1 protein-coding gene is annotated in these 287 nt (G+C 61.3%); it reads right to left on the reverse strand.

The window, feature by feature from the left end:
- A partial coding sequence (locus tag DNI29_RS23905) for a class I adenylate-forming enzyme family protein (protein ID WP_162303749.1) occupies positions 1–287 on the reverse strand: 287 nt, incomplete at both ends.

Consider the following 287-nt stretch of genomic DNA (forward strand, 5'->3'; position numbering starts at 1 on the left):
GGCCAGGGGTGTTTCCCCCCACTTTTGTGAGGGTACGCCGATCACCGCGGCCTCGGCGACGTCGGGGCAGGCGGCCAGCACGTTCTCCAGCTCCGCCGGGTAGATGTTTTCGCCGCCGGAAATAATCATGTCCTTCTTGCGATCGCAGATGGTGATGAAACCTTCCTCGTCCCAGGTACAGATATCCCCGGTGTGCAGCCAGCCGTCCTGCAGGGTAGCGGCGGTAGCCTTGGGCTTATTCCAGTACTCTTTCATGATATGCCTGCCGGCGAGCAGCAGTTCACCGG

This window comes from Hymenobacter sediminis (assembly GCF_003231285.1).
Classification (GTDB): Bacteria; Bacteroidota; Bacteroidia; order Cytophagales; family Hymenobacteraceae; genus Hymenobacter; species Hymenobacter sediminis.